This window comes from Nocardia sp. NPDC055002 (genome assembly GCF_053608825.1).
This window is the reverse complement of the sequence record NZ_JBSGWE010000002.1, coordinates 835,569-861,979: the sequence shown is the minus strand read 5'-3', so window position 1 is coordinate 861,979 and position 26,411 is coordinate 835,569. Positions and strand designations below refer to the sequence as shown.

The following is a 26,411-nucleotide window of genomic DNA, read 5'->3' as shown; positions in this document are numbered from 1 at the left end:
CGACCACAGAAATAATTGTCCCGGCGCAGAAGAAGGACCGATACCCGGCACACCGACCAGCTCGGCCCGGAAGGGAGAACCATGTCGATGCAGGTAGCGGATTACGTCCTCGCGCGGCTGCGGGAATGGGGTGTCGGGCAGGTCTTCGCCTACCCCGGTGACGGCATCAACGGCCTCGTCGCCGCATTCGGGCGAGCCGAGAACTCGCCGCGGTTCGTGCAGAGCAGGCACGAAGAGATGTCGGCCTTCCAGGCCACCGGATACGCGAAGTTCAGCGGCAACGTCGGCGTGTGCATGGCCACCTCGGGACCGGGCGCGATTCACCTGCTCAACGGCCTCTACGACGCCAAGCTCGATCATGTGCCGGTGGTCGCCATCGTCGGTCAGACCGCACGCAGCGCGATGGGCGGCAGCTACCGGCAGGAGGTAGACCTGCAGTCGCTGTTCAAGGACGTGGCTTCGGACTACCTTGTCGAGGTCAATGTCGCCAACCAGCTGCCCAACGCGCTCGATCGTGCGATCCGCACCGCCCTGACGTGCCGCGCGCCGACCGCGGTGATCATTCCGGCCGATCTGCAGGAGGAGCGCTACGAGCCACCGACGCATGCCTTCAAAGAGGTGCCGTCGAGCCCGCCGAGCATTTCATGGAGCACCTCGGTCGCGGCGCGCGCGGAGATCGAGCGGGCGGCGGAGGTGATCAACGCCGGAACCAAGGTCGCTGTGCTCATCGGCCAAGGCGCGCGCGGTGCGGCCGAGGAGGTGCTCGAGGTCGCCGAATTGACCGGGGCGGGCATCGCCAAGGCACTGCTGGGCAAAGACGTGCTCTCCGATGACCTACCCTTCGTCACCGGCTCGATCGGCCTACTAGGCACCCGCGCGAGCTATGAGCTGATGCGCGACTGCGACACCCTGCTGATTGTCGGCTCGAACTTCCCCTACAGCCAGTTCCTGCCCGAACTGGATCAAGCCCGGGCCGTGCAGATCGACCGGGACGGCGCGTCGATCGGCATGCGCTACCCCACCGAGGTGAACCTGGTCGGCGACGCGAAAGCCACACTGCGTGCACTGATCCCGCTGCTCGAACACCGAGACGACCGATCCTGGCGCGAAATTGTCGAACAGAACGTGCGGCACTGGTGGCAGACACTGGAGCGCCAAAGCATGCTCGGCGCGGACCCGGCCAACCCGATGCGGGTGGTGTGGGAACTGTCGCAGCGCGTTCCGGACAACGCGGTCATCACCGCGGATTCGGGCTCGTCCACCAACTGGTACGCCCGCTGCCTACGCATGCGCGCCACCATGCGCGGCTCGTTGTCGGGCACGCTGGCCAGCATGGGCGCCGCGGTGCCCTATGCCATCGGCGCGAAGTTCGCGCACCCCGACCGCCCGGTGATCGCACTGGTCGGCGACGGCGCGATGCAGATGAACGGCCTCAACGAGCTGATCACGATCCACCGCTACCAGCACCTGTGGGCCGATCGGCGACTGATCGTCTGCGTCTTCCACAACAATGACCTCAATCAGGTCACCTGGGAGTTGCGCGGCATGGGCGGCGCACCGAAATTCGAAGAGTCGCAGACACTTCCGGATGTCTCCTACGCCGATATCGCTCGGTGCACGGGCATCGAGGCGATCACCGTCGACAACTCCGACGACATCGGGCCCGCCTGGGATCGCGCGCTGGCCGCGGACCGCCCGATACTGCTCGACATCCGCTGCGATCCCGAGGTGCCGCCCATCCCGCCCCACGCCACTACCGAGCAGATCAAGGACATGGGTCGCGCCGTACTCGCGGGCGATCCGGGCGCATGGCATCTGCTGGTCCAAGGTGTGAAGAGCAAGGCCCAGGAACTTCGGCCTCGAGGTCGGGCCGATTGAGGCACGACGCAGTGGGTATAGCCGAGCAATACCCACTCGGAGGGAGCTATCCAATGGCATATTCGGATCGACAGCGTGGTGCCGTGCAGCGTCAACCCGACCAGGCCAGCGGTGAATTTCCCGATCACTCGCGAACGACGCGCAGTCACGCGGGCGAAGGCCTCGAGGACGGATACAACTTTCCCGGAATCGTCCTGTGCGCCATGGGAATCATCGCGCTGGGCCTGTTTCTGACCGCCACCGGCTACGGATTCGGCGGCTGGGCGGTGATCGCCGGCATCGCGGCGGTCGTGCTGGCAGGTACCGGTGTCGCCTGGCTCCTGCTCGAACATCGTCGCGTGAAAGCGAAGGAAGGGCTGAAGCTCACCGATCAGCGCGGACACTGAGCCGGCGGCACCGTTTGCTCTTCGCACGTTCGGGTCGGGCACCGACATGACCCACCGCAACGAAACCGTCCAGACCGCCTACGACATGACACCGGCCGCCCCAGTCGACGCATGAGATTGCGTCACCGGCCATGCCCGCGCGCGATTCGCGCGACCGGCATCGGTAATTCGGCTGGATCAGACGAGACCCTCGACCTCGGCCACCGAGGGTGGAATCCCGGTCGACGCCGCGAACACGTCGATGAGCAGGTCCTCGTCGTCGTAATGAGCCGATGCTGACAGGCCTGCGGTTTGTCGGGCGATCGCGTGAACCTCGTCGCCGGTCAGCGGGTAATCCGCCACGACGTGGCGCCAGTGCGCGCACAGCAGGGTGCCCCCCGGCTCGAGGTGAGCCACGGCTTGCTCGAAGACGTCGCGCAGGCTCGCGGTGTCGAGGTAGTAGCAGACTTCACTGAAGACGATCAGATCGAAATCCTCTGTCTCCCAGGGCTGTCCCAGACCCCACAGCCTGAACTCCACCGGCGTGCGGTTGGGGCGCGACAGTCGCGACCGCGCAGCGTCGAGCGCGCGCTCAGCGATATCGGTACTCACCACATGATCGCAACGTCCGGCGAGTTCATCGGTGAGCACACCGATGGAACAGCCGGGCTCGAACCCTCTTCGATAACGCGCCCTGGGCAACATCGCCATCGTCAATGCGCGTTTGCGCCGCTCGTACCAGCGGGTGGTGAAGCGCCACGGGTCGACGTCGCGAGCATACATCCGATCGAAATAGCCTGGTGGCATGGGTGTTTCGTTCACTGGAAGAAGACCTCGTCCGGTGCGGTGAACCGCTGGAGGATATGCGCGGGCAGGACAGGACGGTCGGCCCGATGATCCGACAGCGGGCGGATCTGGGTGCGATGCTGGGCCATCGCCCGCGCCTTGGCCGCAACCGCCGACGGCAGCAGTGGCAGTGCGTAAGCACTCTCCGAAGCCACTCGCGGATGCTGCGGAGCGCCCCAATGCCACATCCATACCGGGTACTCGAGCAGCTCGGTCGCGGTGTTCCCACAGGCCGTGGCGGCGGCGCGGCCGACTGCTTCGTGGTCGGGGTGACCGTCGTGGCGCCAGGTTGCCGCGCATCGCACTCCTGGTCCACCGAGGCGGGACAAGACATAGCCGAGCAGATCGGCGAGCTCGGTCTCCTGCTCAGCGATACCGCCGTCAGGCATGCCGAGGCGCATCGGCGCTCCGGTACCGAGTTCGTAGGCCGCGTTCTGCGATTCCTCGATACGCAGCGCGGCCAGCTCAGCAGGAGCGTAGGTGGGTGAGCCCGGATGCGATGCTTCACCGTCGGTGACCGCGATCAGCGTGACCGGGATGTCGGCGGACCGCAACAGCGCGATGAGCCCGCCCGCTCCGAGCACCTCGTCATCGGGATGCGGCGCGACGACCACGAGATGGCGCCAATCCTGGATCCGAAGTTCGGGTCGACTCGCCCGCCACTGCGCCCAGACACCCTCGCATGCGCCGGGAGCCTCGGTATCGATCAGCGGCTGAGCAACCACGTGAACTCCTTTTCCGCCTGGTCGCGGCCGAGGTCGGCCAGATCGCGTTCGGCATGGCTCTGGCGCAGGTACACGGTCAGGTCCGCGACCCTGCGGGCATGGGGTCTGTCACCGCACAGCGGTCCGGCCCCGAGCGCGCGCCCGACACGGTCCAAGGTCTCGGTGGCCGCGGTTTCGACAACCGCACGGACGGTGCGGGCACGGATTCGCCCGTACCCGGCGGTGTCTCGCGGATCGTCGTCGATCGCGTGGGCGGCGGTGGAAAGGCTGGCGCGGGCGGTGGACAGCGCTGCGGTCACCGCGCCCAGGTGGGCGAGCGCGTGGTCGTCGGCGCGCCCGGCGGCCGCGTACCGATGCAGCGCTTCGGCGACCGCGCACGCGCTGCCGTACCAGCAAGCGGCCACGCCGATGGCACCGTGCCAAAATCCGGGGCGGCTCAGATACTCACCGGGGGCACCGACCATTCTCGCTGCGGCGTGGTCGAAATCGACAGCACCGGAGTCGGATTCGCCCATACCGACCGCATGCCAGGTCCCGGGCACCGGCTGGGCGACAGCACGGTCGAGCGGCACCGCGAACAGTGCTGTCTGCTCGTCCGCGACCGCCGTGACCAGTGCATGCGTACACATACTCGCACCTGAGCACCACAGTTTGCGCCCGTCCAGCACCCAACCATCGGAGACCCTGTGTGCTCGCAACACCGGAGAAGGCGGTTCCGCGGCCCACACTCCCCAGATCTCGCCGGGCGCTGCCGCGCGACATTCAGTCTCAGATCGCGGACCAGCGGCGCCGGCGACGGTAGAACGGTGCACCGGATCGCCACGACCGAGCTCGGCCATGATCGCTACGGCGTCTGTGTGCGCCTCCGCCAGGCGGCCGAGAACTGTGTCCTCGTACGCTATTTCGGCCAGGGTGCGCCACCGCGCGAGTGTGCGTCCCGAGCCCGGCAACGGGAGATCCAGCCTCGCCGATCTCGCCAGCGACTTCATCGCAGCTGAGGTCCGTAGCTCGGTTGCTGCGGGTGGACCGACGGAGCGGCTGTCCACCGACGTCATGAGACCTCCTGCGGCTCGTCACGGCCGAGCCCGCGCAGATGCTCGGCGAAACCGTGCGGCGCGCGGCCCCTCCGCCGGGCAGAGGTCGTGACGCGCACGTCTTCTGCCCAGGCGATCCTGGCCCCCGCGGCGAGCAGGCGCCCGGCCAGGTCCACGTCCTCGCCGGTGCGAAGCGCGCGGAAGCCGCCGATTCCCCAGTACGCGTCGGCCCGGAAGCCGAGCGCAGCGCCGTGGAGATGGCCGTGACCGTCCGGCCCGTGGTTGCGGTATTCGCGCTCGTAGACCCGTCGGGCCTGCGCGGAGTGCGCGCCCCACTGCCGCACCGCCACTACGCCCGCCACCAACTCGAAACCTCGCCGCGCGTACTCGAGCTGGGAAGACAACCAGGAGTCTTCGACTTCGGAGTCGGCGTCGGTGGTCGCAAACCAGGTTCGGCCGTCACACCCCGCACCCGCGTGCTCGAATCCTCGCCGCCGCGCGGCGCCGACATTGCGCTCGCTTACTGTCAGCACCTCGGCCGCCGACGCAATCCGTGCCGAGCCATCGGTGCAGGCGTCGAGCACGAGCTGGACACGAACCGGAATGTCTATTCGGCTCACGGCACGTTCCAGAGCCGTAAGACATCGAGGCAGCAGCCGTTCCTCGTTCCGGGCCGGAACCACCACGACGACCCTGTCGATCTCACCGATCATGACCTGCACTGCACATCGCGACCAACGACTGATTTCATGAGGTACGCCTACCCGCCTTTACAGAGGGCAAACAGCCACGACCCCTTCCCGACCTGGAGGTTCACCACCGCGCCACCGAATGCGGTGCCCCACAAGCTCACCGCGGCTACACAGTTCGATTGCGCCAGAACATTTCCCGGAACGCTGGTCGTCGTCAGTGTGGACACGGAAGAGCCTCCTGTCCCACCGTTGGGGTCGGTTCACGAGTATCCGCCCGTCTACCTGCGTGACGAGCTGGATCTCCCGCTCCTCATGGCCTGCCTGCCCGGATCTCTTCGGTTGCCGCGCGGAAGGCGGGTGCGGCATGGGCGAAGTAGTCGAAGAGCAGCGCACGCTGTTCCGGTGTGTAGCGGTCGAGGACCTGGGCGATTCTGCGGCGGGCCGGCGCTACCAGCTCGCCGATTCCCGCGAGGGCCTCGGTCACCGGTTCAACGACTACCTTGCGGCGGTCGGACGGGTCGCCTATTCGACGGGCGTATCCGGCCCGTTCCAGCCGGTCGATGAGGCGGGTGGTCGCGCCGGTGGTCAGGCCGGTCCGCTCTGACAACTGTCCCGAGGTCAATGTGCCGGCCAATGCGAGCTGACTGAGCGCGTACCACTCCGAAGCTTGCAGTCCTGCCGCTGCCGCGCCGGCCATGCCGTGCAACCCGACGGCATCGAGGTAGGCGCGAAAGACCTCCTCTTCGGAATTCTGCTGCGCGGTAGTTGCCATGGTGCTCGATGTCTCCTACTCTGATAGTTGCACGCATGCAGATACTGACTACATGCAGGTATCTCGCATACTACCCACACGGAGGAAATCGTGGCTACCAACACCCAAGCTGATCAGCAGGCGGTTACCGAGGTGATCGCCGGACTCGTCGATGCCTGGCGTCGTCACGATGCCGATGCCTACGGGGCAGCATTCACCGAGGACGCCACATACATCACCTTTGTCGGCACCTACTACCGCGGGCGCAGCGACATCATCGAAAGCCACCGCACGCTGTTCGCCAAGTACCTCAAGGGCACCCAATTGGCCGACGAAATCCTCGACGTCCGATTCCCCGGGCCGGACACGGCCGTGGTCACCGGGCGCGGCGAATCCTACAAAGGCGACCGCCCCAAGAAGCTGACCAAGGTGCAGACCTACACGCTGGTCCGCGAGCCATCCGGACAGTGGCGCGTCGCGGCGTTTCAGAACACCAAACGCAAGCCGATCATGGAGGCGATCTCGTTCAAAACCGCTCCCAGCCTGATTCCGGCAGCCCAGCGGTAAGAGCTTGTCGTGCAGCTGGAGCCCGATGAACGGTGAGATCGTCGACGACTTCCAGGAGGGCAACCTCGTGACCGTGGATGATCGTACTGGTTCCGCGGACTGCCCCTTCGAACCATGCGATCACGACGATTCTGTTGCCCGCCTGGAAGGTTCGCTCGATAGTCAGGTTGGGTGTCGAGTCGAGTGTGCCGAAGTCATGATTCCCGCTTGGCTGCTTTTCGGCCACGGCCCCGCGGCTGCATCGGCCAGCGCTTCGCCACGCTCGAAACAACGCTCATCCTCGGTCGACATCGCTCGTCCTCGCACCTCTATCGTCCCGCGAGACGACTGCCCAGCTTTCCTCGCAATCGCTTCGACCTGCGACCCGCACGCCGAACTCGGCGGGGCATCGTGTTGACGCGGGTGAGGTCGCCGTCGTAATGCGCCAGGACTCGATGATCCATAGTGCGCCGCCACAGCACCGGCACCGACGCGACGACGATCATGGTGGCATAGCCTGCGGGCAGCTGCGGTGCCTCGGACGCGGTGCGCAGGGTCTGGTACCGGCGCCCGGGATTGGTGTGATGATCGCTGTGCCGCTGCAGGTGAAACAGGAAGATGTTGGTGACGAGGCGGTCGGAGTTCCAGCTGTCGGCCGGCGAGCAGCGCGCCCAGCGACCGTTGGGCAATCGACGTCGCAGCAGGCCGTAGTGCTCGACATAGTTCACCGTCTCGAGCAGCCAGACGCCGATCACCGCCTGAACGGCGAGATAAGGCAGGACACCGGGCCCGAACGTCGCGACGAGCCCGCCGAACAACACCACCGTCATCGCCCACGACTGCAGAATGTTGTTGCGCGGGCACCACCACGAGCGTTGCTGGCGTCGCAGCCGGTCCCGCTCCAGTTCGAGCGCTGACCGAAATCCCCCGATCACGCTGCGGGGCAAGAATTTCCACAACGACTCACCGAACCGCGCGCTGGCCGGGTCCTGCGGCGTGGCGACCCGAGCATGATGGCCTCGATTGTGCTCGACGTAGAAATGCCCGTACCCGGATTGCGCCAGCGCCGCCTTCGCCAGCCACCGCTCGAGCCGCTCGACCCGGTGACCGAGTTCGTGCGCGGCGTTGATCCCGATCCCCGCCAAGAAGCCGACAGTCACGGCCAACCCCAGCTTGTCGACGAATCGAAGTTGCGGATCGACCCACAGGTAGCACGCGATCACCAGGGCAGCGACCTGCACCGGGAGGAACAGGTAGGTACACCACCGGTAATAACGGTTGGCACCGAGTTCTTCGTAATCCTCGTCGCTGGGATTGTGGCCGTCTTCACCGACAAGGCGATCCAGCACCGGAATCGCGAACAGCACGATAATCGGTTCGATCCACCAGAAGACCGCGAGTCCGGTTCGCATCACCAGCTGTGAGGGCAGCAACGCGCAAACCGGCGCCACCAATCCGAATGCCCAGAGATATCGCTTCGGATCCGCCGTCGGCACCAAGTAGCGATCGAGCAGGTGCCGCGGCCGCGGCACCCGCATCGACATCCTCATCGAAACGTTGGGGTCAAGGCAGCCTCGCGCAGTTCGTCGGTGCGGGCTGACCCGCGAGCCTGTCGGTCATCCACCGCTGCGACGCGTCCAACGCCGGGAAGAACGACACCACGTGGTCAGGCGCGGTGCCCGCGATCGCAGGCATTTGGAGGTCGGCGTCGAGTTCGACGGCCGCACCACCGGCGCACCACTGCGCCACGGTCGATCGGACGGTGCCGAACGGCGGCACGTCGTCGTTGCGGCTCGACGCTACGAGCATCGGCACAGCCGGAGTCTGGTTCCCGAGCTGCTGATCGGCGACGGCTTGCGACACCACCGGCAACCGCTCGATGACCGCGCGCAGCGGTTCACCACTGGTTGTCCACTGCGCGGTGCTCGGGAACTTCTGCGCGATCCCGCTGAGCACAGCGCATTTGCCCTGGGCTTCCGCCAGGATCGCCTTGCCGGTGTCGTTGAGTTCGGCGTCCAGTTCCACCCGGGCATCGGGGTAATCGGCGGCGATACCGTTCAACAGCCAGGCGTAGGCGGGTGCCAGATGCGCCTTGCCGTCGCTGTGCGCGACGAAGGCCATGACATCGACCACCGGGGCCCCTACGTACGCGCCGCGCACGTTCAGCTCGGGAGCGTACGACGGCTGCAGTTCCGCGGCAGCACCCGTGGCCGAACCGCCCTGGGAATACCCGTACAGCATGACCGGAGCACCGGCGCCGAGGCCGTTGCCCGGCAGCGCCAACGCCGCCCGCGCGGCGTCGAGCACGGCATATCCCTGCGACTTCCGGTTGAGGAAATCGTGCACGGCGGGCGTGCCGAGGCCTTGGTAATCGGTCATCACGACCGCCATTCCGCGGGCCAGCAGCGCATACAACGCCAGCACGTCGAACTCGACCATCACGTCCATCGGCGGCTCGACGTCGACGAGCTTCGCGAGCAATTTCGACGGAGCACACTGATCGCCCTGCCCTTTCGAACCACCCGCGAAAGCGACCAGGGGTCGCTCGCCCGGTCCGGTCCATGGCGCTGCGGGCTCCATGTACGTCCCGACCACCGCGGTCGGCTCGTCATGGGTGTCGCTGCTGCGATACATGATTCGAGTCGCCGATGCGGGGATCATTTCCGGCTGCCCCGGCGCAGACAGGGCCAGATGCGCGGGCTCCGTCCGGATGATCGCCCCCGCCGCCACATCGGGCAGCGGCATCGGCGTGCTGTAGAAGTCGCCGACGGCTACCTCAGCGGTCGGCACCGACGATGCCACCGGCGCCGATACCAGGCCGGCGCTCACCGCGACGACCGCTCCTGACAGAACCGCCGACCATTTGCATACACGCCTCCTCAAAACTAAACCTCCCTGTGATGTGTGACACCCTGCTGCTGAATGGGGTAGACCGTACACACAGGGTTCAGCGCAGGAGATCTCAGGTATCCGCAGGCACGATGAGCTGGTATTTCATCCTAAATATCCCATTTCTGGATGCTTACACCGAAGCGCCTCGCATCTGCGACAGGCACGCCACAGAGCCGCTTTTATATAGCCTTCAGCTATGAATTCTTCGTAGATGGCAGCCGTCTTCGATAAGAGCGTGCCTGATGTCGACAGTCGGCCCATCACCACGCCGCGCCACGCCCACCCGCCCGGGCGGCCGATCGCACTGTCAAGCCGGGTGCTGCACATGGATGCGCAGGGCGTTCGCGGCGAACTCCGCGGCCTCTGGGCTGCCGAAGGTCTGGTGGAAGTCGGGGTCGGTCTCGTAGAGATCGGCCATGCCTCGCACCATCGCGGCGGATAGTTCGGCATCGCCGGCGTGGGTGGGTGTCCCGGGGATGTCGGCGAACCACGCCAGATGGACAGCGGCATGCTGTTGGGCAACGGTTGAGCCGGGCATGTGGCCCGCTTCGTGGATCTCTGCCCAGCTGTCGAGCAGGGCCTGCGCGCCGGTTTGCCAGTCACGTTGCTGTTCAATGGATTTAGCATGCCACCATCGGTTCGATGCGTCGAAGGCTTCGCGCCCCCACCGTCGCACGACCTCGGTTTCGTAGCGATCGTTGAAGCCTTCGAGCATGACGTCCATGCGAGGTTCGCGACCCTGTCGACGCATCTGCAGGGTGTGCTCGACCGCGCTGATGCGCCGGTCCAGTGCCTGGCGGTCCTCAGTGAGTTGCGTCAGGTGCGCGAGGAGCGCCTCGATCTCGGCGGCCGGTGTCTCGGGTGCGTCGAGGACAGCGGCGATGTCGGCCAGTGCCATACCCGTGTCGCGGAGCAGGAGGATGCGTTGCAGGCGCGCGACCGCGTCGGGACCGTAGTAGCGGTAGCCGTTGGACCCGACGCGATCGGGTTCGAGCAGCCCGATGCGGTGATAGTGACGCAGTGTGCGGCCGCTGATGCCTGCGCGTTCCGCGAGCTCGTGCACCGTCCATTCCATTGCCGGGCTCCTGCCGTTCGACATTCTGCTCAGTGTGCCGCGTCCGCTGTCAGGCCCAGCCGTGGCAGCGCGATGCGCAGGATGTCGGCGGCCGGAGTGTGGATGCTTTGGGCAGCCGTGGTGCCCGTGGCGTCGAGGTAAGCGCGGACGAGCCGGACGCCGGCCGCATAGCCGGCCCCGGTCGGCAGGCCGACAGGCTCGGTACCGAACAGTTGTGCGCTGGAGTCGCCGAGGACCCAGGCGGCGAAGTCCGCCATACCGGTGACGCCCAGCCCGCCGGCCACCTTGGCCAGAACCTCGTCGTCGAAGCGGGTTTCGTCGCGCACGAAGTGGGTGTAGCCGACGTCGCCGTACAGCTCGGACGCGAAAACGTCGGCGAGTCCTTCGGCAACCACGTGCTCGCCGACCGTCACCGTCTGTGGGTTCCACACGATCCCGCCGGGTGAGTAGCGCACGTTATGGTGCAGTTCGTGCACCGCGATCGCCTCCAGGCGGTCGAGGACACAAGCGGACGGCCAGACAGTGATCGCGATGTATCCGCTGATACCGCCGAACCCCGAGATCCCCTGCACCTCGTCGACGAAGTGCGTGCTGGTCGGATCACCCAGGACGAGCAGCACATTCAAGTCCGGGATCGTCACGCCTGGATCGGCAGACGCCAACGCTGTGGCGCCGTCCTCGAGAGCCTTCTCGACGCGGGTCCACGCATCGGCCGCGACAAGGGTCTCCAGTCCTTCGCGGACCTGCTCGATCGCGCCGGAGTCCGGACGGAAGCCGAAGTTCTGCTGGTGCACGGTGGCCATGTCCACGCCGCCGGGGATGAAGTGGTACATCCCCGCCATCGGAGCCCAGATCTCACGGATGAGGTCGGCGCGATCCTGCTGCTCCGCCGTCAGGACGCGGGTCATGCCCGAGGCACTGTCAATCATTGAAATGGTCATGTCAAGCGACCATAAACATTTCCGCTACGTCAAGGTCAACCGATTCCTCGATCAAAGTCCGCACGATCCGACCACGGTCACGGGCGATATCGTCACGGCAGCACCGCCCATCAGGTGCTCGCCACGGAAGGACAACCTGTGACCGAAACACCCACCCACGCCGCCTCGGCCCCGGTCGGACAGGGGGCAGGTCGCGAGGTCGTGCGACTTGCCGCGATCGTCGCGGCCCTGGGTGTGGTGTTCGGCGATATCGGCACCAGCCCGATCTACACCCTGCAGACGGTGTTCGATCCGGCCGACCCGCATCCGGTGCCGGTGAGCCAGGACAACGTGTTCGGGATCGTCTCGCTGATCTTCTGGTCGGTCACGGTGATCGTGACGATCACCTATGTGACGCTCGCGATGCGCGCCGACAACGACGGCGAGGGCGGCATCATGGCGCTCATCACGCTGCTGCGGCGCTGGAGCGCGCCGGGCGGCAAACGGACGGCGGCTTTCCTTGCGGCACTGGGGATCTTCGGTGCTTCGTTGTTCTTCGGCGACTCGATGATCACCCCGGCGATCTCGGTTCTCTCGGCTGTCGAGGGATTGAAGATCGTCGAGCCGTCGCTCGAGGAGTTCATCATCCCGATCACCGCGGTGATCATCGTGGTCCTGTTCCTGGTGCAGCGCAAGGGAACCGCGGTCGTCGGGCGCGTATTCGGGCCGGTGATGATCGCGTGGTTCACCGCGATCGGGGTGGCCGGGATCGCGGGCATCAGCGACAACCCGGAAATCCTGAAGGCGATCTCACCGACCTACGCGCTGGGATTCCTGTTCGGCCACTTCCACATCGCGTTCTTCGCGCTTGCCGCCGTGGTCCTCGCGGTGACCGGCGCCGAAGCCCTCTACGCCGACATGGGTCACTTCGGGCGACGTCCGATCGCCCGAGGCTGGCTGCTTCTGGTGTTCCCGGCATGCATGCTCAGCTACATGGGCCAGGGCGCGCTGATCCTGTCCGACCCGGCCAACATCACCAGCCCGTTCTTCCTGCTCGTCCCCGGCTGGGGTCGGCTCCCGATGGTGCTGCTGGCCACCGCCGCGACGGTGATCGCCGCTCAGGCCGTGATCACCGGCGCGTTCTCCGTCGCCTCCCAAGCCGCTCAGCTCGGCTACCTGCCGCGACTGCGGATCGTGCACACCTCCGAATCCACTATCGGTCAGATCTATGTCCCGTGGATCAACTGGCTGCTCATGGTCTCGGTGCTGACCTTGGTCTTCGCGTTCCGCAGCTCCCACGCCCTCGCCTACGCGTTCGGGATGGCGGTCACGGGCACCATCACCATCACCACGCTGCTGTTCTTCTACGTCGCCCGCGCCCGGTGGCGTACCCCGTTCTGGCTGCTCGCGCTCGGTGCGGTGCCGCTGCTCGGTATCGATCTGCTGTTCCTCGGGGCCAACCTCACCAAAATCGTGCACGGTGCGTGGCTACCGTTGCTGATCGGCGTCATCGCGTTCACGGTCATGACCACCTGGGAACGCGGTCGCGACATCGTCACCGCAGCGCGCGAACAGCGTGAAGGCCCACTGCAGGAATTCGTCGACGAACTCGGCGAAGGGCGACCGAAAACCTTCGAGGTCCCCGGCACGGCGATCTTCCTCAATCGGGGCAAGAGAACGACTCCGCTGGCCATGCGCGCCAATGTCGAGAACAACCACGTCCGGCACCAGCACGTCGCGATCGTGAGCATCGCCACCGACCCGGTGCCCCGTGTGCCGTTCGCGGAACGGCTCACCGTCGACCATCTAGGCCACGGCGACGACGGCATCATCCACGTCACCGCCCGCTACGGCTACGCCGAACGTCCCGATATCCCCGCGGCGTTGCGGCATCTCGATGCCACGGCGACAGAGGGAAGGCTCGACCTCGACCGTGCCTCCTACTTCGTCTCCAAGATCGAACTCCGCCGCGGTGACCAGCCGACCATGGCGACGTGGCGCAAACGATTGTTCATCGCCACCTCCCACATCACCGCCGACGCCGCCGACTACTTCGGCCTGCCCCGCGACCGCACCGTCATCATGGGCTCCCACATCGACGTCTGAATCTCTGATCATCGGGCCCGAGAGGACGCTTCACCGGCCCGAATTCGGGACTGTCGGTGGCGTTAGAATCGAGGGGGGTGCGAGGAGTAGAACGATGAGTACCACCAGTGTGATTGTGATCATCGTCGTCGCGGTCGTCGTCGTTGTCGCGCTCGTGGCCGGCGCCTTGATGTTGATGCGTAAACAGCGTGCACGCCAGCGGGCCGAGGCCGAGGACATCCGCGCCCACGCGACGGAACAGGAGTTCGAGGTCGGTCAGCGAGAGGCGCGGGCCGACGAGATCGCCGCCCGCAGCCGCGCCGCGAAGGCCGAAGCCGAGGCCAAGTCCGCGCAGGCCGAGCAGCTTGCCCAGCAGGCACATGTGCATCGCGGTGATGCCGCGGATTCGCGAGCCGACCTGGACAAGGAATGGGAGCGTGCGGACGAGGTCGATCCGGACACGAAGTCGGGTCACGCATCCGAGTGATCCGGACCGGCCGACCCGGGGCCGCCTTTATCGGCCTTCGCCAACAGTCTCATATCGAGGACGACCGATCCACCGCAAGGTGCGTCGCCACGGCATCGCGGTGCGAGCGGTCGTGAGCACGATGGCAGTCCCGGTAACAGCCATCCACGCCGGGAGTGGGTAGAACACGAGTCGTTCGGTCACGCCGACCTGAAGTCCGATCATCAGCAACACCGTCCCGGTCAACCCGGCTGTCGCGCAGAGCCCCGACCAGATCGCGGCCATACGCCAGTTTCTCCACAGCCAGATGGTCAGCAAGATCAGCACGATGTGGCGGGATACGAAGGCCGGCATCACCGCCAGTGCGTGCACGACAATGCCGTCATCGGAGGAAACACCCCGGTTGCCGCGGTGCTCGCACCGATAACGACGGCGAGGACCACGATCGACCATTGGCGCGGTCCGTGGGGGATGTAGTCGAGCAGTCCGATCGCTCCGACGACGGTGAGCGATCCGAGCGCGACGAACGTCGCGTTCATGACCAGATGCAGGGGTGAACACGCGTTCGGGGTGCAGGTGGTGACGCCGAGATCGCTGATGGTGTCGTGGCGGAAACTATAGGCCGTTTTCGATGCGGTAGCGGTAACGCGCTCGGCGAGCAGATAGGCGAACACCAGGGTCCACGCGAGTCCCGCACAAATATGCCGAGTACGGCCGACCGCGTCCGGTAGCGGCAGGATGTACCGGACCGAGCTGTTTCTGGTCCGGCCGGCAATGGAACCGACGTGTAGTCGAGACGGAAGGCGAACTGATGACATCGGACGCCTACATCCTGGTGTGCCGAATTGTCGTAGGCCGAGAACGCGGTATTTCAGGCATGGCGGTCGCTCCGCTGGTGGTGGAACCGGTTGGAATGGTCCGCGACGGTTGGTCGCACCCGGGAGCTAGCGCTTGAAGGCGTCTTTGACCTTGGCGCCGGACTGTTTCAGGTTTCCTTTGGCTTGACCGGCGCGGCCTTCGATCTCGAGGGTCCGGTTACGGCTGACTCGACCGAATACCTTCTTCATCCTGCCCTTGGTGGCCTCGGCGGAATGAGCGATCTTCTTGCTGATACTCATGACACTTCTTCCTCGAGCCTTCAGTCGCCGACGACCGGGCAACACATCCGAAATCATGGGTCGTGACAGCCGACGACGGCCGCTGTGTGACTTCAAGTCAACGCCCCGAAACTGCCGGGGTCAACGGTGCATGTCTACGGCAGAGAGCTGTGCACCACTCCCAGCCCTCTCGCGCCCGAACTAGTCGACTCCCAGCTTGCCGTCGACCAGGGATCCTTACCGGTGGCCGGGCCGCCGCCCGCCGACAGCTCCAGTTTCTGGTCTCGCCCATCTGTCATAGCGTCGAACGTGCCTGCAAGAGTTCGGGGCGTTCGTGACTGGGCAATTCACCTAGCGCAGGCCGATGCCAGCTTTGGTTGACGTTTCGCGGCATCGATGCGGCGGTGACGAAAGAGTCGCAGTGACGCCTTCCGCCGCCGCTGGTCGGCCCACAACGTCCGCTTCCACCGCACCGGCATCAAGCGAATTCATCACCCCGACGTCGGCGACCTCGAATTCGCCTACGAAGCAATGGAACTGCCCGACACTCCGGGCTGGACCATGTTCGGATTCACCACCGAACCCGGCTCCCCCAGCGAAGAACGCGTGAAACTGCTCGGCAGCCTCGCCGCCACCAACACGAGCCAGGATTCGTCATAGTCACCGAAGTGGCCAGCTGGTCGACCACGATGTTGTCGATGCTTCTGCCGGATAACCGATCAAATAGGCTCGGCGACATGACCGAACAGCAGGCCCGTACCGCCGAAGCGCACTTTCAGATCATCGACTTCAACGAGACGGTCTACGACCAGCCGGAAGCGGGTCCGAAGCTGACACGGGTGCAGATTCGTAAACACTATGCCGGGGTGATCGAAGGTTCGGGAGTGGTCGAAGTCCTGACAGCCCAGGGAGATTCCGGTGCCGGGTTTGTTGCCTCAGAGCGGATCGAGGGCGTACTCGACGGGCGACGGGGAACCTTCGTAATCCAGCACGGTGGTGTGGCACACGGAGATAGTCAGACTACGTACGGGACAATCGTGCCTGGATCGGGTACCGAAGAACTTTCCGGTATCGCGGGCCAGGCGACGGAGGCACAGCAGGAAGTACTGACACTCGTCTACACGCTCTGAGCGCAACTGCGCCCAGAGCCTGTGGCTGTTCGCAGGCCGTCGGCGGCAACCGCGGCAATGAACAACGTGGTCCGCTACGGCGATTAGCAATCACGCGAGATTCCCTAATAGTTTGGCTCAAAAGACGAATGCGGGTTGCTGCGAGCGGTGGAGCCGCAGGTACTCGAAGGTAGAGCGGCTGACATGGGTTGATCGGTCCCGGGGCGGTCGATCGGGCAACGGCGCGCCGGTAGCTGATCAGAGTTTGGCGCCGAGGACAAATTCACCTCTATCTACTCTGGACCTCAGTGCAGTGACGGCACATACCGATAGGTACAGACTTTGCTTGCCGCCACAACGAAGCGACTCGCATCAATATCATCGCTCGATTCTGGTTCTAGTCACCCGCATTCGTGGTGCGCGGTCGATCAGATAGGAACTGTAGGAAATGGTTGCAATGAAGCAGCACATGCGCCGGTCCGCCGCGCACATCGTAGGAGTTGCCGTCGAGCACGGACCCAGGGCCGCTATGACTGGACGTTCCTGCGCCCCGGACAATGCGCGACCGTTCGCAACATCACGGTGCGGGAAGGGTGTGAACAGGACATGTCCGATCACCTGACCCACATGCGCTCATCTCGCGCGGCCTCGATCGCCCTCGAGGCCTTCGATCCCATCAACCACACGGCCCTGAACTGCGCGTTCAACTCGTGGTTGATCGGTGGCGGTGGCACACTGTGAGCCCCCGATGACCAGCCACATCGAACTCGGCTCGCCCGCGCAACTCTCGCCGGCGACCGACCGGATCGCGCACAAGATCCTCGAAACCATCCCCCGCCGTAGCCGACGCGGAAACGTTCTGCGCGAGGAGATCAGCGCCATCGTCGCCGACTGTCTGGTACTGGTGTCCGACACAGCGCGCACACACCACGGCCTCGGGATGCCGCGTCTTCGTCCGGTTGTCGCGCGGTGGGCGAGCATCGGCGTACCGATCGACACTGTGCAGCAACATGTTCACGCAGGGTTCCGGCTGCACATGGACGATCTCGAAGCCCGCTGCGCGCCCTTCGACGAAGTTCGCCGACTGATGGATGCGCTGAGCTCGGTGACCGCCGCGATATCGACGATCTATCTGGAGGTCGCTCCGCCCAGCGGCGATCGCGGTGGGTATGTGGCGCGCACTCTGCTCAGGGGCCGGCATACGACGAGAGCTACTCGTGAGCACGGGGCTCCACCCGATGAGCGGTACACCGTGCTCGCGGTGGCGGCGGATCGGTCCGCGCGCGACGCGGTATCCCCGCGCGACTTCCGGGCGATGCTGTCGACAAGCTTCGGGCAGCCTGTGCCGGGTTTGGAGTCCCGGTTCGGCGCGACAATTCTGGTGCCGGAATCATTTCCCGCCGCGAAGGTCCGCAGCACGGTCGGACTGACCTCGCTCACCGTAGTGGGGATCGACGCCGACCGAGACCGGATTCCCTCGGCCGCCGAGGAGGCGCACGAACTCTTGGATGTGGCGACACGACTCCATCGCCCGCCGGGCATGTACGAGATCGGAGACCTCGCTGTCGAGTACCAGCTGACTCGGCCAGGGCCTGGACGGGATCGTCTCGCATCGTTTCTCGACCCGGTTGCCGAGTTTCCGGACCTGATCAGCACGCTGCGCGCACATCTCAACAACGGCCTCAACCGCCGACTCACCTCACGCGAAACCCATATTCATATGAACACCGTCGACTACAGGCTTCGACGTATCTACGACCTCGTGGGGCTCAGCGCCCACGATCCAAAACTCATCTGGTTGCTTCAGTCCGCCCTTGTCGTGCGCGACTACCAGTCGGTGGAACAGTCCGACACGGTCGTCCAGTAACTGGCTTCGCGATCTGCCTGACGGGCCCCGGACGCAGCCGACCAAGGTGGGCACCGCTCCATCCTGAGTGGTCGTGCCGAGCATGGGATGACAAGCCCGAAGGTCAGGATGGCGATGACGAAGCTCGAAAACTCGGGTAGTGCACTACGCATGCTCCGGCCCAGCCGACCTCAGAGAATCGGAGCATGAGCAGAGTCATCCGCGACCGGTGCATAGTGGCCTGTGTGGCCGCGGTCCTGATAGCAGGAGGCTGCGCGACCTCGATACCCGAGGGGAACGACAACGCCACCCCGCCTGGTGGCGGCTCGACCGCTGACGCAGCTGTACCTTCGACCGCTGACGCCGAGGCGCCCTCGACCACTGCCGCAGCAGGGCCTCAGGGACCGCCGGGGCTGCCCGGAAAAACCGATGCCGATCAGGTGCGGGGGGCACCGTTCAAGATTCCGGCGATCACCCTCAACACCGGCGCGTCGATTGTCACGATGGAACGCAAGGTGAAGGCCGATATCGCGGCCGTGTGTCCTGGCTGTGCGACCGTGGTGGTACGTGAGGGTACCGATACGACAAGAAGTCGGTGCCAACTCTCCGGATACGCCGGCGGGAAGCCAGATCCTGACGACCCAGAAAGTGCCACCCCGTCGGTCCTCGTGGAGCCGGGTGCGCAGATCATCCTCTACACCGGCACCCTGGATCCGATCCAGATGCCGTGCGATGAAGACCCCGGGCACTTCTATCCCGCAACGACACCTTCCGAACCAGGCCCGACAGAGCCGGGCACAACCACGACAGATCCCGTCCCGACAGATCCAGGCACAACCACAACAGAGCCCGGCACAACAGAGCCCACCGTTTCCGGTCCGTCGACGGCACCGCTGCCAGTGCCGCCGACCGAGGGTAGCCCTGGTGTCACACCCACCGAATGAGTCCGGCTCGACCCGTGCGGTGACCGGTTCGCCGTTCGACGGTTTCGGGGCTGTCGCACGCACCATCGGGCAGTTCGTCGCGCCGGCGACATTGCTGGTAGCGGTGCTGTTCTATTTCGGGTGGGCGCACGTCTACTGGTTCTTCCACTACTTCGGGGTCGACTCCACCACCCTCGACCCCAGCATCCGCGAATACCTGATGCGCACCGTCGATGCCTTGTTCGTCCCGTTGACCGTGGTCGCGGTCGTCGGAATGACCTTGCTATGGGGGTATCTGGCCTTGCCGGACTCGGTCCGCAGCCGCGAACCAGGCCGGTGGGTGAAGGCAACCATCGTGTTGGTGGCCGCGGCCGTGCTCGTCAACGGCCTCAGCCGCATCTACGTGGTGACACCGTTCAATCGCGGGCTGTGTGTGGCGCCCATGTCGATCATCGCCGGAACGCTCATCATGTGGCTGATGGTGGTGCGACGCCGCGCCCGCAGGCCGCGCCCGCTAGTCGACGACGCGGCCGCACAATCACGAGCCTTCGCGGCGGCGGCCGCGGAATGGTCGGTGCTGTTCGTCATCATCGGGCTGAGCCTGTTCTGGATCGCCACCGACTACTCGGTGGCCGTCGGGCAGACCCGGGCACGCCAGTGGGCCGCGCAGTTGGCCGACCAGCCCGGAGTGGTCATCTACAGCGAAAAGGATCTGCACCTCTCGCGTACCGAGGTCCGCACTGTCGACTGTCACCCCGATCCGGCGGTTCCCGCTGCATACCGGTTCCGATATGACGGCCTGGTCCCGCTGACCCGTATCGGCGATCATTACGTCCTGGTCCCCCGCACCTGGACCCCTGACCACGGTGCGGCCATCGCACTACCCGCCGCTCCGCCCGGCGCGATCAGATTCGAATTCCGTGGCGCGAATGAACCTGCCCCGCCGAACTGCTGACCAGAGGCCAGTTCTGAACTGACCTCTCGGGTTTTGCAAGCAGCGAGGTTTCTGCTGCCAAAAAGGATCAGGAGATGATGGTTCCGCCGGTACCAGGCGTTTAGATTTGGAGGAATACGACAGGAAGGCAACGAGATGGGAAGCGATGACCCGAGTGTCAAGGAGCTTGCTGTCAATGAAAGCTGGGCGCTACTCCGTACCGAGGAAATAGGCCGCCTCGCCGTTTGGGTGGATGACCATCCGGATATTTTCCCCCTCAACTACGCGGTCGATCACGGAACCATTGTGTTTCGATCCGCGCGGGGTACGAAGGTGTCCGCCGCATTGTCCGATGCACGCGTCGCCTTGGAAGTCGACGGTTACCTCCCTGAATCTCACGAAGCCTGGAGCGTGGTGATCAAGGGGCGAGCCGAAGGGATCCGTGAGATCGGTGACCTGATGGACACCGTGGATCTGCCCCTCTCTCCGTGGCAGCCCGGGGCGAAGAACTTCTTCATCCGACTCGTACCCACCCTGGTGACCGGTCGCCGGTTTCCTGTTGCCGACCCCGAAGCTTGGCAGACACCATTCTCCAGCGTGCGGCGGTCTCCTTCGGAGTGAGGAGTTTTTGGGACGGCTTCGCGGCACCGCATGATCCTCGACGCCGCGGCCCGCCTCACTCCCGAGCCGGCGGTGGCACTGAGCGCCGCACCCGACGGCTCGGTGGAGTTCCTGTGGAGCTCGGCAGGAGATCCGGTGTAGCGTGCGCCCCCGCCGTCGGTCGGCAGTTAGCGTCGGTACGTGACTGCGAGTGACCGTGCACATCGACTTCGAAGACTGGCGAGTCTCGGCCTCGCCGCGATGTGGAGTCTGGTAATGCTCGGGCTGTTGTCCGGGGCGTCGTCTGACCCGCGCGACGATCTCGAAGCCGGCGGCGGCCTCGCTGTCGGCCTTGTCGTCTACCTCCCCGCGCTCGCGCTGACCCCCTACGTGGCGCTGATCGTCGGCCTCGGTCTGCGGTCGCGGTCACCTCTGTGCTGGGAGATACTCCTGGCCGTCGCCATCGCGGAGGGATTCGTGATCTGGCTGTTCACATCGGCCGAACTCCTGGCCCACCTGGCGTGGCTCGGTGTATTCCTCGGGCTAGGCTTCGCGGTCGGCGTGGCAGCGGGCGTCGGCGCGTTCCTGGGTGGTCTCCAGGAGCGTGCGCTACCGCCGCCGTCACACCGCTGATCTGTGTGAGAGTTCGCCCCTGACATAGAGATTCATGACGTGCGCACCGCTGGTGGCCAGTAGGCTCGCCCAGTGAGAAAAGAGCTCCGAGTCGCCGCCTACGCCGTGTGCGTTCAGGAGTCGGCCGGAGCGATCGAGATCCTGCTCGCCAGATGGGTATCACCCGACGGTGACAGGCAGTGGACGCTTCCGGGTGGCGGAATGGAACACGGCGAGGATCCGATCGCGACGGCTGTCCGCGAGGTCACCGAGGAGACCGGGTACACCGTCGAACTCGTCGAACTCCTCGGGATCGACTCGATCAACCGCCGATACCCGCGTCCGCATGGTGAATTCGCCGACTTCCACGGCTTGCGAATCGTGTACGAAGGCCACATCCGGGCAGGCGAACTCCGCAACGAAACCAACGGCTCGACCGACCTCGCCGCCTGGCATCCGCTCACCGACATCGAGTACCTGGACCGAGTCGACCTCGTCGACATCGGAATCGAGCTGTGGCGAACCAAACCAGCCACCGGCCGCGCGCGCGATTGACCACGATCGTCGAGTCGGTGCGCGAGGACTCGCGCGGCGAGAAGCTCTACCGCGTCCTCGACCGCACCTACCTGCGTCCGGCACCCACCCAGGAGCGGGGCCGCCGAACTGCTCGGGCTGCCGTTCTCGACCTACCGACGCCACCTCACCCAGGGCATCGAGCGGGTGATCGCCAAGATGTGGCAGATCGAGCTCTACGGAACCAGCTGATCAGCCTGTGTGAAGGTCCACTCGTCCTCGTGTTCAGGCCCTGCGGACCGGCGGAGGCGTCCAGGTGCCGTTGAGCGCTTCCGTGCGAGGGGCATACAGCCGCATGGTGATACCGAGCGGCCCGCTCGGCGCGGGCAGCCAGTTCGATTCACGCTCTGGTCCCGGGTTGGTGTGGGAGATGTAGATGTCGAGCGAGCCGTCGGAATTCTTCACCAGTGCGTCGCGGTCGCCGATGGCGAAGCGGTCGAGTTCGTTCGGCGTCTGGAACCCCTCGTCGTCGTACATGGTGACCGACCAGAACGCCGCCACCGGCGGCAGCTCGCCCGCGTCGAAGTGGATCACGTAGTCGGTATCGCCGTTGAGCGGCTTGCCGTCGGCGTCGGCGGCCAGCAACGGGTAGATCGCGTCTTCGGGCGGGTTGGCGCCCAAGCCCGCCAACGTGATGGCCGAGCGCCGGAAATAGTCGTTGCCGTACACCCCGATGTTGGCGAGCACGCTGATCCACCCGTTGACCGGGGGCGCCAGCTCTTTCGGTGCCGCCATCACCGCCGCTCGCGCGGCCTTCACACCGGCTTCGATGTCGGCGAGCTCGTCGGTGGAGAATCGGGTGGCGTCGAAGTCTCGACCGGGAACGATACCCAGCCGGGCGATGCGCGCGAGCTGGGAGAAGTCGGTTCCGTGTGGCGGGTCGACCTTCAACGCCGCCGCGGCACGGACGAAGAACTCCGTCGCCGACATCGCGTTGACCTGGCGAAGCGGTTCGGTCTCGCTCGCCGAGCTCGGATCGGCCTCGAACGGTCCCGGGGCGGCCAACTCGGTGATCTCGAGTCCGGCCTGGAATTTGTTGACCGCCACGTAGTCGGCGGGCCCGTTGGTCTGGGTGCGGCCGATCACCCACACATGTTGAGTCGGCGCGTGGATCACGGGCAGGTCAGCGGGAAGATCACCGGTGTAGCCCGGGCCGACGACGACGAAGTCCAGTTCGCCGGTGCCGGTGGTGCGTTTGCCTGGATTGGCGAAAACATCCGTCCACGCGTCCAACATCGGGAGCATGTAATAGCGGTCGCCACTGTCTGGAACATGGATCTGCACAGGACCACGGGTCAGATCGAGCCAGGCCGAGGAGTAGAGCGTGTCGAAATTCGGGCGAACCACCGCCCGAAAATGGACATCAGGGAACTCGTGGATGTGGTGGAACTGGTTCGGTGGCCCGAACCCCGGAGTCGAGTCCGCCGGGGAGTTGGTTTGCTGCTCACGAGTGACGTCCATCGTGACGAGGGAGTACAGGTAGACATACGCTTCGTAGCTCAAGGTTTTCAGATCGCTGGACAATACGCTCACAACGCCTCCATCGCATCGATCGACAACGGGACAACGCCTGTCGGACACCAGCGCAGAGGGAATAGTCCGGACCAGCGGCAAGCAGTCAGAACTCCGATGGCATCGCTTGGCAAATTCCTATCCTGCACCTGCCGGTGCACGGTGGAAAAGATCCGACCCATATCGAAATCTTCTTGTGTCGCCGGGTTCGGGCCGTTTCGTCGCCCTACTCGAGCGTGAATACAGTGGCGAACCGGTGTGGCGCCGGATGAACGAGCGAACAAGAAGCCGCATCGGTCGGGACACGCGCCCGCGTGACGACAGGGAAACGGCGGCTGATTCACTAGTGTCAGGGGTCATGTTGCGAATCATCCGGAGAGTGAGTTACGCCGTCTCAGCGCTGGCCATTCTGTCGCAGCCGACCGCGCACGCCGATGTCGTCAATCTGCCGCCGCACGAGAAGACTTTCGAGTCGGGTATGGGCAGTTTCACGGTCGGCACCCACGATGAAGTCATCAATCGAATCGCGCCGTTGAACAGCACCCCCACCAGCCGTGAAGCGTTGGTCTCCACGGTCGCGTACGGACGGCTCGACGGGCAGGCCGAGGGCGTGCTCAAGACCGGATACTCCGTGGGCTGTCCGGCCAGGATCGGTGCTGTGCTTCCCGGCATCGATCCCACCACAGAATTCGGGCTCGAGGGGCCGCAGCAGAACTACGCGACGGAGCAGGTACAGCGGCAGGCGACGGAGCAAGCGCAGTCGCAGACTGTCGAGCAGTCGAGTTCGGGCGAATCGGTGCAGTCCCAGACGCAGGAGTCCGGGCAGGTACAAGAGTTCGAATCGGGACAGGTGCAGGAGTTCAACGGCATCCTCCCCTCCATCGCGATAGACCCGGGTCTCTTCCTGGAATTGGACCTGCAACCCGGCGACATCACCAATGTCGACATCGGGGACGGCAAGCCACTCATCCCGGGCAAGACCGTGCAGATCGTGACCCGCGACTTCCACATCAAAGTCGACAACTGCATCGGCCCGGCCACCATCCGCCAATACACCTACGTGCTGACCAAAACACCCGAAGTCGACGACAGCGGAGCGGTGTTCGGCGAGCCCACCACGCTGTAATGAGCCCCGCACCGCGCGGCGATGCACGCGTGGCGATCGTGCACAGAGTGCCATGCGCGCCGCGGTGACCGACGACGAGTCCAGCTACTGCTCCGGCCTCGTCGATGAGCCGCTGGTGCGGTAGTCGGGCGGTCATCTTTCGATCCCACCGAGCGAAAACGTCTACCGGGCACACGAATCATGATTGCGTTGTCTCAACCGAGCGCGACGGTCCACCGACCTGCCCGCATTCGGCGATTCAGCTCGACCGATCGACGTGGAGGAGCGCACCCATGACTGCCGAGGACTGGCGGCACAACGGTGTCCGGGTGATCAAGGCCGATCAGCTCGATTCGAATACCGCGCAGACACCCGGAATGGAGCGGGCGGCCGCGATCGATTTTGCCCGTGTCGGAGCGCAGAAGATCTGGGCCGGGACCGTCACGATCCATCCGGACGCCAAGACCGGCGCACACCATCACGGCGCACTCGAAAGTGTCATCTATGTGATCCGCGGCCGCGCCCGGATGCGATGGGGCGAGCGGCTGGAATTCGTCGCAGAGGCCGGGCCCGGCGACTTCATCTTCGTGCCACCCTATGTCCCGCACCAGGAAATCAACGCCAGCACTCACGAACCCTTGGAATGTGTGCTGGTGCGCAGCGACAGCGAAGCCGTCGTCGTCAATCTCGACATCGAGCCGATCGAGAAGCCCGACGCCGTCCATTGGATAGACCCCATCCACCACCAGCCGTAGTCCTTGATTCCGGCGAAAATCGGTGCGGTGATTCACTGTCGCCGAAGTCAGCAGGCCACAATCGCGGACAGTCGCGACTCAGTTGTGCACCAGCGGACTCAGAGCCTTGCCTGCCAGCTCGAGGATGCCCGGCTCGTGACCGTTGGCGACCATGTTCACGATGATGCCGTCGACCCCGTGATCCAGGATGCGGCGCTGGATCTGCTCGGCCACATCGTCGGGGGCTCCGGCGAACACGCTGTCCGCCGAGATCACCACCACGAGATCGCGCTGCATGAACTCCTGCGCCAGTTCGCGGGCTCGGTCGCCGTTCTCGTCGATGACGACGACGGCGCGGAAGCTGGTCTCCAGGGTCTGTGGGTCACGCCCGGCCTCCTCGCAGCGCTGCCGCAGGGTGGCCAATTTCTGGGGCAGGTCGCTGGTGTGGCAGAGGATGTTCAGGTGGTCGGCGTACCGCGCGGCCAGGCCGAAGGTCTTCTTCTCACCGCCGCCACCGAGCAGGATCGGCAGGTCGTCGCGTACCTGCGGCTCGTTGATCGCGTTCTCGGCGCGATACCACTTGCCCTGGAAGGTGGGCCGCTGCCCGCGCAGCATCGGCGAGATGATCTGCAGTGCCTCGTCCAGCCGCTGGAACCGCTCGGTGAAGCTGCCGTATTCGAAGCCGTAGCCGCGGTGCTCGAGCTCGAACCAGCCCGCGCCGATGCCGAGGGCCGCGCGGCCGCCGCTGATCACGTCCAGCGTCGTGACGATCTTGGCCAGCAGCGCCGGATTGCGGTAGGTGTTGCAGGTCATCAGGGTGGCCAGCTGGATTCGCTCGGTGACGGTGGCCAGCCCGGCCAGGGCGGTGTAGGCCTCCAGCATCCAATCCTCGGGCTGTCCGTAGACCTGATAGAAGTGGTCCATGAAGAGCACGGCATCGAATCCGGCTGCCTCCGCCTCCTGCGCCTGCGCGATGACCTTCGGGAACAGTTCGCGCGGAGAGCCCGCGTAGCCGAAGTAGGGCATCTGGTATCCGAGACGAATGCTCATGTTCGACGACCCTACGGTCGTTTCCCGCGTCGACCCGCAGC

At 65.2% G+C, this 26,411-nt stretch carries 28 protein-coding genes and 1 pseudogene; 15 read left to right on the top strand and 14 right to left on the bottom strand.

All coding sequences use genetic code 11. From position 1 onward, the window contains the following. The first annotated feature begins 81 nt into the window (after positions 1-81). Both ACWF99_RS11250 and ACWF99_RS11245 read left to right on the top strand, forming a co-directional pair. Complete coding sequence (locus ACWF99_RS11250) at positions 82-1,878, top strand: thiamine pyrophosphate-requiring protein (protein ID WP_452535748.1); 1,797 nt, start codon at positions 82-84, stop codon at positions 1,876-1,878. A gap of 53 nt (positions 1,879-1,931) precedes the next feature. Further along, positions 1,932-2,264 (top strand): hypothetical protein, encoded by a 333-nt coding sequence (locus tag ACWF99_RS11245; RefSeq protein ID WP_452535747.1) that lies wholly within the window; start codon positions 1,932-1,934, stop codon positions 2,262-2,264. Between the two features lie 177 nt (positions 2,265-2,441). Here ACWF99_RS11245 and ACWF99_RS11240 read toward each other — a convergent pair whose 3' ends face one another. From ACWF99_RS11240 to ACWF99_RS11220, 5 genes are all read right to left on the bottom strand, one after another. Next, positions 2,442-3,050 (bottom strand): class I SAM-dependent DNA methyltransferase, encoded by a 609-nt coding sequence (locus ACWF99_RS11240; RefSeq protein WP_452535746.1) that lies wholly within the window; start codon positions 3,048-3,050, stop codon positions 2,442-2,444. A gap of 11 nt (positions 3,051-3,061) precedes the next feature. Continuing rightward, positions 3,062-3,814, bottom strand: coding sequence for a PIG-L deacetylase family protein (locus tag ACWF99_RS11235; RefSeq protein ID WP_452535745.1), 753 nt, complete (start codon positions 3,812-3,814; stop codon positions 3,062-3,064). Then, positions 3,796-4,803 carry an acyl-CoA dehydrogenase gene (locus ACWF99_RS11230; RefSeq protein WP_452535969.1) on the bottom strand — a complete coding sequence of 336 codons (1,008 nt, stop codon included), beginning with the start codon at positions 4,801-4,803 and terminating at the stop codon, positions 3,796-3,798. Before ACWF99_RS11230 ends, ACWF99_RS11235 begins: the two co-directional genes overlap by 19 nt. A 62-nt stretch (positions 4,804-4,865) precedes the next feature. Next, on the bottom strand, positions 4,866-5,561 hold the full coding sequence (locus tag ACWF99_RS11225; RefSeq protein ID WP_378627821.1) for a glycosyltransferase: 696 nt from the start codon (positions 5,559-5,561) through the stop codon (positions 4,866-4,868). A 289-nt stretch (positions 5,562-5,850) separates the two neighbouring features. Continuing rightward, the gene (locus ACWF99_RS11220; RefSeq protein WP_378627819.1) at positions 5,851-6,312 is read right to left on the bottom strand and encodes a MarR family winged helix-turn-helix transcriptional regulator; all 462 of its coding nucleotides are present in this window, start codon (positions 6,310-6,312) and stop codon (positions 5,851-5,853) included. A gap of 90 nt (positions 6,313-6,402) precedes the next feature. Here ACWF99_RS11220 and ACWF99_RS11215 point away from each other — a divergent pair, with 90 nt between their 5' ends. Then, positions 6,403-6,858, top strand: coding sequence for an SgcJ/EcaC family oxidoreductase (locus ACWF99_RS11215; RefSeq protein WP_452535744.1), 456 nt, complete (start codon positions 6,403-6,405; stop codon positions 6,856-6,858). A gap of 308 nt (positions 6,859-7,166) precedes the next feature. On the opposite strand, the gene ACWF99_RS11210 is transcribed toward ACWF99_RS11215, so the two are convergent. The 4 genes from ACWF99_RS11210 to ACWF99_RS11195 form a co-directional block, all read right to left on the bottom strand. Then, entirely contained in the window at positions 7,167-8,375 is a 1,209-nt protein-coding gene (locus tag ACWF99_RS11210) for an alkane 1-monooxygenase (protein ID WP_452535743.1), read from the bottom strand. Between the two features lie 25 nt (positions 8,376-8,400). Continuing rightward, a complete protein-coding gene (locus tag ACWF99_RS11205; protein WP_452535742.1) occupies positions 8,401-9,666 on the bottom strand; it encodes a lipase family protein in 1,266 nt (421 codons plus the stop codon). A gap of 370 nt (positions 9,667-10,036) precedes the next feature. Then, positions 10,037-10,804, bottom strand: coding sequence for a MerR family transcriptional regulator (locus tag ACWF99_RS11200; protein ID WP_452535741.1), 768 nt, complete (start codon positions 10,802-10,804; stop codon positions 10,037-10,039). Between the two features lie 29 nt (positions 10,805-10,833). Next, positions 10,834-11,745 carry a DUF2268 domain-containing protein gene (locus tag ACWF99_RS11195; RefSeq protein WP_452535740.1) on the bottom strand — a complete coding sequence of 304 codons (912 nt, stop codon included), beginning with the start codon at positions 11,743-11,745 and terminating at the stop codon, positions 10,834-10,836. Between the two features lie 201 nt (positions 11,746-11,946). On the opposite strand from ACWF99_RS11195, the gene ACWF99_RS11190 reads away from it, so the two are divergent. Further along, the gene (locus ACWF99_RS11190) at positions 11,947-13,830 is read left to right on the top strand and encodes a potassium transporter Kup (protein WP_452535968.1); all 1,884 of its coding nucleotides are present in this window, start codon (positions 11,947-11,949) and stop codon (positions 13,828-13,830) included. Positions 13,831-13,924: 94 nt separating this feature from the next. After that, entirely contained in the window at positions 13,925-14,296 is a 372-nt protein-coding gene (locus tag ACWF99_RS11185; RefSeq protein ID WP_452535739.1) for a hypothetical protein, read from the top strand. A gap of 27 nt (positions 14,297-14,323) precedes the next feature. On the opposite strand, the gene ACWF99_RS11180 is transcribed toward ACWF99_RS11185, so the two are convergent. The 3 genes from ACWF99_RS11180 to ACWF99_RS11170 all read right to left on the bottom strand — a co-directional run bounded on the left by ACWF99_RS11180 (position 14,324) and on the right by ACWF99_RS11170 (position 15,393). Continuing rightward, the gene (locus ACWF99_RS11180; RefSeq protein ID WP_452535738.1) at positions 14,324-14,647 is read right to left on the bottom strand and encodes a hypothetical protein; all 324 of its coding nucleotides are present in this window, start codon (positions 14,645-14,647) and stop codon (positions 14,324-14,326) included. Next, a complete protein-coding gene (locus ACWF99_RS11175) occupies positions 14,629-15,093 on the bottom strand; it encodes a DUF998 domain-containing protein (protein WP_452535737.1) in 465 nt (154 codons plus the stop codon). The genes ACWF99_RS11180 and ACWF99_RS11175 overlap by 19 nt, the downstream gene beginning before the upstream one ends. A 126-nt stretch (positions 15,094-15,219) precedes the next feature. Continuing rightward, positions 15,220-15,393, bottom strand: a complete 174-nt coding sequence (locus tag ACWF99_RS11170) for a CsbD family protein (RefSeq protein ID WP_378627806.1) — start codon at positions 15,391-15,393, stop codon at positions 15,220-15,222. A gap of 405 nt (positions 15,394-15,798) precedes the next feature. Here ACWF99_RS11170 and ACWF99_RS11165 point away from each other — a divergent pair. From ACWF99_RS11165 to ACWF99_RS11130, 8 genes and pseudogenes are all read left to right on the top strand, one after another. Continuing rightward, positions 15,799-16,032 (top strand): annotated as a pseudogene (locus ACWF99_RS11165) (MmyB family transcriptional regulator); the annotation flags it as partial. Positions 16,033-16,109: 77 nt separating this feature from the next. Continuing rightward, on the top strand, positions 16,110-16,502 hold the full coding sequence (locus tag ACWF99_RS11160; protein ID WP_378627804.1) for a DUF3224 domain-containing protein: 393 nt from the start codon (positions 16,110-16,112) through the stop codon (positions 16,500-16,502). Between the two features lie 585 nt (positions 16,503-17,087). Further along, positions 17,088-17,222, top strand: coding sequence for a hypothetical protein (locus tag ACWF99_RS11155; RefSeq protein ID WP_452535736.1), 135 nt, complete (start codon positions 17,088-17,090; stop codon positions 17,220-17,222). A 7-nt stretch (positions 17,223-17,229) separates the two neighbouring features. Next, positions 17,230-18,348, top strand: a complete 1,119-nt coding sequence (locus tag ACWF99_RS11150) for a PucR family transcriptional regulator (protein ID WP_452535735.1) — start codon at positions 17,230-17,232, stop codon at positions 18,346-18,348. A 903-nt stretch (positions 18,349-19,251) separates the two neighbouring features. After that, complete coding sequence (locus tag ACWF99_RS11145; RefSeq protein WP_378627799.1) at positions 19,252-20,205, top strand: hypothetical protein; 954 nt, start codon at positions 19,252-19,254, stop codon at positions 20,203-20,205. 135 nt (positions 20,206-20,340) lie between these two features. Continuing rightward, a complete protein-coding gene (locus ACWF99_RS11140; RefSeq protein WP_378654473.1) occupies positions 20,341-20,805 on the top strand; it encodes a pyridoxamine 5'-phosphate oxidase family protein in 465 nt (154 codons plus the stop codon). Between the two features lie 180 nt (positions 20,806-20,985). Further along, complete coding sequence (locus ACWF99_RS11135) at positions 20,986-21,417, top strand: hypothetical protein (protein WP_452535734.1); 432 nt, start codon at positions 20,986-20,988, stop codon at positions 21,415-21,417. Positions 21,418-21,489: 72 nt separating this feature from the next. Beyond that, the gene (locus ACWF99_RS11130; protein WP_452535733.1) at positions 21,490-21,951 is read left to right on the top strand and encodes an NUDIX hydrolase; all 462 of its coding nucleotides are present in this window, start codon (positions 21,490-21,492) and stop codon (positions 21,949-21,951) included. Between the two features lie 243 nt (positions 21,952-22,194). Here the strand turns inward: ACWF99_RS11130 and ACWF99_RS11125 are convergent, their stop codons facing one another. Then, a complete protein-coding gene (locus tag ACWF99_RS11125; protein WP_452535732.1) occupies positions 22,195-23,502 on the bottom strand; it encodes a DUF1254 domain-containing protein in 1,308 nt (435 codons plus the stop codon). 358 nt (positions 23,503-23,860) lie between these two features. Here ACWF99_RS11125 and ACWF99_RS11120 point away from each other — a divergent pair, with 358 nt between their 5' ends. Both ACWF99_RS11120 and ACWF99_RS11115 read left to right on the top strand, forming a co-directional pair. Then, positions 23,861-24,607, top strand: a complete 747-nt coding sequence (locus tag ACWF99_RS11120) for an MspA family porin (RefSeq protein WP_452535731.1) — start codon at positions 23,861-23,863, stop codon at positions 24,605-24,607. A 272-nt stretch (positions 24,608-24,879) separates the two neighbouring features. Next, entirely contained in the window at positions 24,880-25,341 is a 462-nt protein-coding gene (locus ACWF99_RS11115) for a cupin domain-containing protein (RefSeq protein WP_378627791.1), read from the top strand. 78 nt (positions 25,342-25,419) lie between these two features. Here ACWF99_RS11115 and ACWF99_RS11110 read toward each other — a convergent pair whose 3' ends face one another. Further along, positions 25,420-26,370, bottom strand: a complete 951-nt coding sequence (locus tag ACWF99_RS11110) for a TIGR03560 family F420-dependent LLM class oxidoreductase (protein ID WP_452535730.1) — start codon at positions 26,368-26,370, stop codon at positions 25,420-25,422. Between the last annotated feature and the right edge of the window lie 41 nt (positions 26,371-26,411).